This is a genomic window from Dulcicalothrix desertica PCC 7102, from assembly GCF_003991905.1.
Taxonomy (GTDB): domain Bacteria; phylum Cyanobacteriota; class Cyanobacteriia; order Cyanobacteriales; family Nostocaceae; genus Dulcicalothrix; species Dulcicalothrix desertica.
The window spans coordinates 1-7,543 of sequence record NZ_RSCL01000079.1; the positions used below are offsets into that span (position 1 = coordinate 1).

The following is a 7,543-nucleotide window of genomic DNA, read 5'->3' on the forward strand; positions in this document are numbered from 1 at the left end:
CACGAGCTTAAAGTTTTGGGAACTGAACCATACTGCTGCCTGAATCCTTGCTGTTTTGTCGGCGCCCCCTGAACGCTTACTCTATCTAATACTTACTTAAGTCATGCTTATTTAAAAAATGCTAATTTAATTAATACTAATTTCACTAAAGCTGATTTAAGTGATGCCAATCTAAAAAATGCTAACTTAAGCGATGCTAATTTCAACTCAAGTAATTTAAGTCGTGCTGACTTGAGCGGCTGTAATTTAGTCAATACTAACTTGGAAAATGCTGATTTAAGTCGTGCTGATTTAAGCCGTGCTGACCTTAGTGGTGCTAACTTAAGCTATGCTAACTTGGGTCATGGAAATTTAAGTCTTACCATAATTGATGATACAACAAAAATTGATGAGAAGTGGCGTAAAGTATGGGAAATTGTTCAAGGGCGTGGGAATAAATATCTTAATAATATTGACTTAAGTAATGCTAATTTAAATTACGCCGACTTAAGTAATGCCAATCTTGAAGGCGCCGACTTAAGTAACACTTTCCTTTTTCACACTAATCTAAGCTATTCTATTTTAATCGGTGCTAACTTGAGTAATGCGAACCTTAAATACGCTAACGTTATTGGTACTGACTTTAGTGGTGCGAACGTGAGCAATGCACAATTTAGCAAAAACCCAGGAATTTCCGAACCTATAAAGCAAGAGTTAATTCGGCGCGGCGCCATTTTTGAGGATTCTCCAGGCGACCGCTCCAGCGTATTGGTCAGTTGCTGAACATTATAATTCATTTTACTCTCAATTTTTTTACCACTTCGTTCCAAATCGTAGTATTGCAGCAAGTTTGGCGCCAAGACCTTGTTTTTGGCTAAACAGCACATTTGTTTAACTACGTCAGTGATATTACTCACCGACAAACAAAGATTTATACTATATCTTTCTCAGGATAAAGTTGGTATTAGTATTTAGTTACTAAAATTACAAATACTATCACCGTAGTATGAGCTATGCAAAAAAAATTTCTGTAAAACTGTTTTACCACTTTAGACATAGGCTGTCTAATATTGAAAAAATTATATATTTGCTTTTAATTGCATTAGTAATTGTTAAAGTAGCGGAGTTCATAGTTGATAACAAACAAGCCGTTGCTATTTTCATGGGTATAATCATATTTATAGCTTTGATTTATCTATATTTAAAACAAAAAATGCACATTAAAAATAATAAAAAGCTAGATAATTTAGAAGATAAAAGTAATTTTCATACAAATTATGATATCAATACAAATGGTGGTAACTATAATAGGTTAATTGAAGGTGATTGTATACAAGGTGACTACATAAATATACAAAACAATCGTGTAGATATTAGTAAAGATGTTACTTCCATACTTGATGATTTTCGAGTGATTTTAACTAAGATGCAAAATCAAGGATATAGCACGGAGCAAGCGGTGGCTCAAATGGCTAAAGAATTAGCATCAGAAACTAGGAAAAAGCCTTACGTTAAAGATAAGTTTCATATCGATGAAAATGTTGATGACAGCGAAGTATACGATGAGTTTATTAGATTTTTGATTATCAATAATCATCTTCTGAATCAAAAAACGCAATATTATAGAGTTGATACAGACGAGGAAGATTATGAGGAAGAAATTGATTATAAAGGATATACAATTTATCTGGAATCAGACCAAGATGGTGTTTGGCACTATAAAATAGATGATGCTCTTTTGAGCGCAACTGGCGAACATTATTTTAAAGAATTTGCTATCGATGAGGCTAAAGGAAAGATAGACAAAGAAAGATTTAGTAATTGGTAAATGTGTAATTTTTTTTAACTAATGAAGAAAGTTTCAAGTTTAATAGAGATGATAATTTAATTTAAGGAGATACCAATATGAGTAACGGTGAAAATCGCACTATCAACACAGGTGGCGGTAACTATAACGAAAAGATTCAAGGTAGTTACATTCAGGGAAATTACTATGCTGCCGGAAAGCCTCAAAGCTTAGTACAAGCAGCAGGCGAAATTCAAGCGCTACTTAAACAGCTAGAAACAAGCTATCCTAGCGACACACCAGCAAGAGATATGGTAGTAGCAACGGAAGTGGTTAAACACCTTGAAAGTAACCCAACAATGAAGCAAAAGGTTATAAATGCTGTCAAAGAAGGTGGTCTAGCAGCGTTTGAAAAAGCTATCGATAATCCTGCTGGAGCATTTATTACCGGAGCGGTTAAAGGCTGGCAGGAAGTTAAGAATAGTTAGATACTTCGTGCGTTGCGCTAGTTTCGACACTTTGTTGATTTATTTGTGTAAGGAGAAATAGTTATAATTTTACGTTCTTTATGCCCGTAGTAACGCAAAACAGCACTAAATGAAAGGCGATGGGCGACATATACTATTGCTTGATATCGCCCATCTCAATTTAATCTCCAATAAACTTTTGTTGGTGAATCAGAGGAGTTTCTTGGCGCCGTATGGACTCAGACACAGCTTTTTGGTATTGCCCCAATGCCCAAATAGGTAGAGTAGTAGACATAATCAAAACAGCAGTGGCAAGGATTATCGCTACGGGTCTGCCGCCAGACTTTACTAAGATATTGAAAATATTCTCTGCTGTTTGTCCGCCAGTCTTGGCTAATTCAACGGTATCTGATTGGTTTAGAGGCGCCGTGACATTTTCCACAATACCCAAAATATGCTGTGTGGCGCCAGACATGCTTTCAGGGTGTTGTGCAGAGGGATTTTGGTTTGCAGGAAGCATAGAGGACATAATGTAATTCCTTTGTGGCTTATGTTTTTATGCTGGAAGTTATTTCTATTACCATCAAACTCCAAGTGCTTCAAACTGTGGTTTTAGAAAAGCGTTAAACTTATGTAAAACTTATGTAATATTTGTAAATAATTATATTAATCTTTTATGCCTAGGTCATATAAAATATCAAAAGCAGGGTTAGAAAAAGCTAAAAAAGCATTTGAAATCAAAGGCTGGACGCAGGAGTATTTAGCAGGACGTACTAACTGTACTCGGCAGGTTGTAAGTAAGTTTTTTGGCAGAGGTTCTGTTGAAAAACGCTTTTTTCAAGCTATCTGTACTGAACTACTTCTAGACTGGGGAGAAATTGCAGACCTGGACTCAGAAGAGAAAGAAGATATTAAGCCAAGCGATAGAAACATGAAACACGCAGTACAAACTGCGTCGATGGTCTTGCAGGAAAAAGATGAGGTTATACAACAATCATCAAGTTATCCAGAGCTTACAACTCAAGGACAAAAAAGATTAGGATATGCAATTGTTGGTAGCGTTGATAAAGTTGATGTACAAAAATTAAAAACTATTGTTGCTCTTTTACAGAGTATTACTGGAGATACTTCCATAGAAATCGTTGGTATTGAGGAAGGAAGCATCAAGTTAATTTTAGAAGGTTCTCAAGAAAGTTTGGAGAAGATTAAATCTTTATTTAAAGCAGGTGAACTGACCGAGATATCAGGAATCCCCATTGTAGATGTACAATTTTTATCTACAGAAATTTGGAGTAAAAAAAGATTAGCATTTACTATAACTAGCAATATATCTGAAGTTGATATGCAAAAATTAAGAAATGCCTTTATCAAGGAGAATATTTCTCAAGCACCTATAAATCAAAACTTTATAACTTATTCTGATAATCCAGGATATAGAGCGAAAAGCGAACGCATTAGCATAGGTGGCGGTAACTATAACGAAGTAAATCAAGGCAGCTACATCCAGGGAAATTACGATGCCACAGGGCAACCTCAAAGCTTAGTGCAAGCAGCAGGCGAAATTCAAGCACTACTCAAACAGCTAGAAAGTAACTACCCCTCCAACACTCCAGCAAGACATATGGTAGTAGCAATGGAAGTACTTAAACATCTTGAAAGTAGCCCAACAATGAAACAGAGAGTTATAAATGCTGTCAAAGAAGGTGGTTTAGCAGCATTTGAAAAAGCTATCGATAATCCAGCCGGAGCATTCATTATTGGAGCAGTTAAAGGTTGGCAAGAAGTAAAGGATAGTTAGATGCCAGGGGAAACGCACCTCCAAATACTGTGGAATACAGTGTTAGAGCCATATTGCCGAATACTTGTCTATAAGTAGGACGCTAGGCGCCGCACTTTTTGACTGCAATGAAAAGTCTCATAGGTAAGACAAGTCTAGCATTAACGATAACTGTTCATGGGTCAATTGGCGCCGTTTATTTTTGACCCGTCTGTACCTAAAAAATAAAGTTTACGTAAAAATATTTAAAATCACTGCTATCAAGTGACTTTAATCACATTTTTTTCCGGTAATTACTTGGTATTAATGTATAAATATAAAATACTTACTAAAACATAAGTATTATTTTGCACTACCTAGTCATTAAATAAATGTCTTTTTATAAAAAAAAATTAATACAATTAATAATATCAATAATAGCAATAGTGGCTTTCTCGTTTCTTTTATCATCACTGGTTGCTTTAATTTATAGAGTATTCACTATAAGTATTAATAATGGTATATTCGGGCTAACTTTCGTTATATCGAGTGCAATTACACTATCGTGGAATCTGTGGAATTGGTGGAATCAAAGAATAGCAAAAAATCAATACCGACTAGAGTCAGTAAAACAAGTAGAAGTAATACCAAACAATCAAACTGTGGTTGAAACAGTCGCTGAAACAATAGTACACAGAACAATTAGTACGAATGGCGGTAATTATGGTGAAAACATTGGACAAGATTTTGTTGCAGGTAATAAAAGCATAAAAAATATTACTGTTGGAAATAGAGAAGTAGAAATAAAACCCAATAATATTGTTGAAACATTTGATGAACTTAGAGATATTTTGGCACAAAGCATCGCTCAAAGCTCGGATGCATTAGAAGCGATATCTGGGTTTGCAAAACAATTAACTGAAGAATTACGCAACCGTCCAGAAGTAAAGGTATGTTTCGACATAGATGGAAACGCAAATGAACAAGAAATAATTAAGAAAATTTTTGTAGATTTGCTTACCTTAAGTTATGACAAAATTAGCGAAATCAATAGAAATAATTTGATTGTTAAGCCAGGTCAAATTCAACAATTAAATATTCCCAATAATGCAGAATTTATAGAATCTTTTAAATACTGTGGAAATAATGAATATGATGTATTGTATAAGATATATGCTATTCATTTATTTCAAGATGGTTCTAAATGGTGGCATTATAAAATTAGAAGAAGTAATTTATCTATTTTGGAACGAAATAATAGACATCGTTCAGCTAATATATATTTTGCAATTGGAAGGGCTATTAACGAAATAGAGAAAGAACTTAAAACCAATTGGTTCAATAATCTTGAATAAATTACTAAATAATTTTTATGTACTATAAAAAGTCCCTTAGCTGTCTCATTTCCAATGTAATTCCTTCACTCCTGAGTAGTATTACAGCAATTATTCAAACTTTTACTCAATATAAATTTTTCTATTTCTATCTCCATAATAGCAGTTTGTTTTATCTTTCTACATTTTTTATCACTACACGCTACTATAAGTGTAATTAACAGGTCGTATACGCCCTTTTATACATAAAATCTGTGCTACCACCACTTCTTGACCAAATCATTCAAGCTCTAGCTGGCTTTGCAAGTCCTATCATCAAGGACAAAATCCAACGTAATGAAACTGTAATCAAGCTACTACAGCAGTTTAAGCTTGACCCAGAGCATCCGCCCAACGATTTTAGCGGGGTATACGCTTATACTTTGGTAGAATATGGCATTGGTAGACCTAGACAATTGCTGGAAATTTTCCGTCACGAAGAAGTCAAACAGGCGTTTCGCAAAGCGTTTGACCATAATAATCCTTCAATTCTCCTGTCTGAAGTTGATACATTTCTCGATAGTTACGCGATAGGGGACGAAGTTCGCAACTTAGGACTTGATGTTCGCCGAGAGGTGGCTGAATTCGCCACAGTATTTATAGAGGTTGCTAAACGCAGTCGCACTCCCTCGGATGTTTTGATGAGTCATCAGCTTGGTTCGCTACACAAGCGCATTGCCAGTATTACTGAACAACTTAACCGACTACCTTCTTTAGAAGGAATTCGCACAGAAATCGCACGGTTGGCGGCAGAAAATTACCCAGCGTTACCAGGCGCCTCTACTGGATATGAAAATAGTTGTAAAGCTATATTCCTTGCACAACAAGCGCGCGGTTGGTTTGAGACACTGGGCTATAGGTTTGAAAAGAATTATGAAATATGGAGTGATACTTACTTCGAGTGGATTATAAATATCCCGGTACGGCGTAATCGATATGACCGCATCTTAGTACGCGGTATTGCTGGGGAAGCTGGGCTGGCTGATGTAATAGCTTTACGCCAGTCAGTAGAAACACAACGCACCGATGAAGGGTGGTTAATAACTGCCCGTAGGATTTCGCAGGCAGCACGCTCGGAGATTGAGAAAGAGGAAAATCGCCACTTGGGGTGCTATACCTTTGATGAACTTTTGACACAGGATGCCGATTTCAGTGGATACTTGGACTGGTTAGAGGCTGAAGTTAAACGCCGGAAAATTAATACTAAGTATGTGCCTCTCGGTTGCAACAAAGAAGAAATCGACCTTGTTACCAAACGCCAAATAGCCGTCAGTCGTTACTCGGAGCAAGACGGATGGATTGATGGATACATAGACCGTTGGCTTGATGACCCAGCGAAAGAGCATATTTCTATACTTGGTGAGTTCGGTACAGGTAAGACTTGGTTCGCATTGCATTATGCTTGGGTAACATTGCAACGTTATCGCGATGCCCAAAAACGCGGTACAGAACTGCCCCGCTTGCCTTTAGTAATTCCCCTGCGAGACTATGCGAAAGCTGTGAGTGTGGAATCACTGTTTTCCGAGTTTTTCTTTCGTCAATATAAAATTCCTTTACCACATTACGATGCTTTTGTCCAACTCAATCGCATGGGTAAACTGCTGCTAATTTTCGATGGTTTCGATGAGATGGCAGCAAGGGTTGATAGACAAGAAATGATTAATAACTTTTGGGAGTTGGCAAAGGTTGTAGTTCCTGGCGCCAAGGTAATTCTCACTTGCCGTACCGAACATTTTCCTGAAGCGAAAGAAGGACGCGCGCTGTTAAATGCAGAATTGTGTGCTTCAACTGCAAATTTGACGGGAGAAACACCGCAGTTTGAAGTGTTGGAACTGGAGAAATTTAACGACGAGCAAATTCAACAAGTGTTATCACATCAAGCAGCGTCTACAACTGTGGAAATTGTGATGGGCAACCCGCAACTTTTAGACTTGGCACGGCGCCCAGTAATGACTGAGTTAATTTTGGAAGCATTGCCAGATATTGAAGCGGGTAAACCTGTAGATATGTCGCGAGTATATTTGTATGCAGTGCGGCATAAGATGGAACGGGATATCAAAGCCGAACGCACATTTACTTCCTTGACTGATAAGCTGTACTTCTTGGGGTAAAAGTAGCAAAGCTGTCACCAGCCGCCACACGACGGCTGTAATCATTATCATAACTGAATTTCAGGAAAATT

5 protein-coding genes and 2 pseudogenes are annotated in these 7,543 nt (G+C 36.9%); 6 read left to right on the top strand and 1 reads right to left on the bottom strand.

Annotated elements, in window-relative coordinates; all coding sequences use genetic code 11:
- Nucleotides 1-93: 93 nt before the first annotated feature.
- The 3 genes and pseudogenes from DSM106972_RS56220 to DSM106972_RS50605 form a co-directional block, all read left to right on the top strand.
- A pseudogene (locus DSM106972_RS56220) lies at nt 94-762 on the top strand (pentapeptide repeat-containing protein); the annotation flags it as partial.
- A 223-nt stretch (nt 763-985) separates the two neighbouring features.
- Nucleotides 986-1,807 carry a hypothetical protein gene (locus DSM106972_RS50600; protein ID WP_127087795.1) on the top strand — a complete coding sequence of 274 codons (822 nt, stop codon included), beginning with the start codon at nt 986-988 and terminating at the stop codon, nt 1,805-1,807.
- 77 nt (nt 1,808-1,884) lie between these two features.
- A complete protein-coding gene (locus tag DSM106972_RS50605; protein ID WP_127087796.1) occupies nt 1,885-2,253 on the top strand; it encodes a hypothetical protein in 369 nt (122 codons plus the stop codon).
- Nucleotides 2,254-2,413: 160 nt separating this feature from the next.
- On the opposite strand, the gene DSM106972_RS50610 is transcribed toward DSM106972_RS50605, so the two are convergent.
- Nucleotides 2,414-2,761 (bottom strand): hypothetical protein, encoded by a 348-nt coding sequence (locus DSM106972_RS50610; RefSeq protein WP_186538316.1) that lies wholly within the window; start codon nt 2,759-2,761, stop codon nt 2,414-2,416.
- Between the two features lie 147 nt (nt 2,762-2,908).
- Here DSM106972_RS50610 and DSM106972_RS50615 point away from each other — a divergent pair, with 147 nt between their 5' ends.
- The 3 genes and pseudogenes from DSM106972_RS50615 to DSM106972_RS50625 form a co-directional block, all read left to right on the top strand.
- Entirely contained in the window at nt 2,909-4,030 is a 1,122-nt protein-coding gene (locus DSM106972_RS50615; RefSeq protein ID WP_127087797.1) for a helix-turn-helix domain-containing protein, read from the top strand.
- 404 nt (nt 4,031-4,434) lie between these two features.
- Nucleotides 4,435-5,343, top strand: coding sequence for a hypothetical protein (locus DSM106972_RS50620; protein WP_127087798.1), 909 nt, complete (start codon nt 4,435-4,437; stop codon nt 5,341-5,343).
- Between the two features lie 233 nt (nt 5,344-5,576).
- Nucleotides 5,577-7,466, top strand: a pseudogene (locus tag DSM106972_RS50625) (NACHT domain-containing protein); the annotation flags it as partial.
- Nucleotides 7,467-7,543 lie beyond the last annotated feature (77 nt).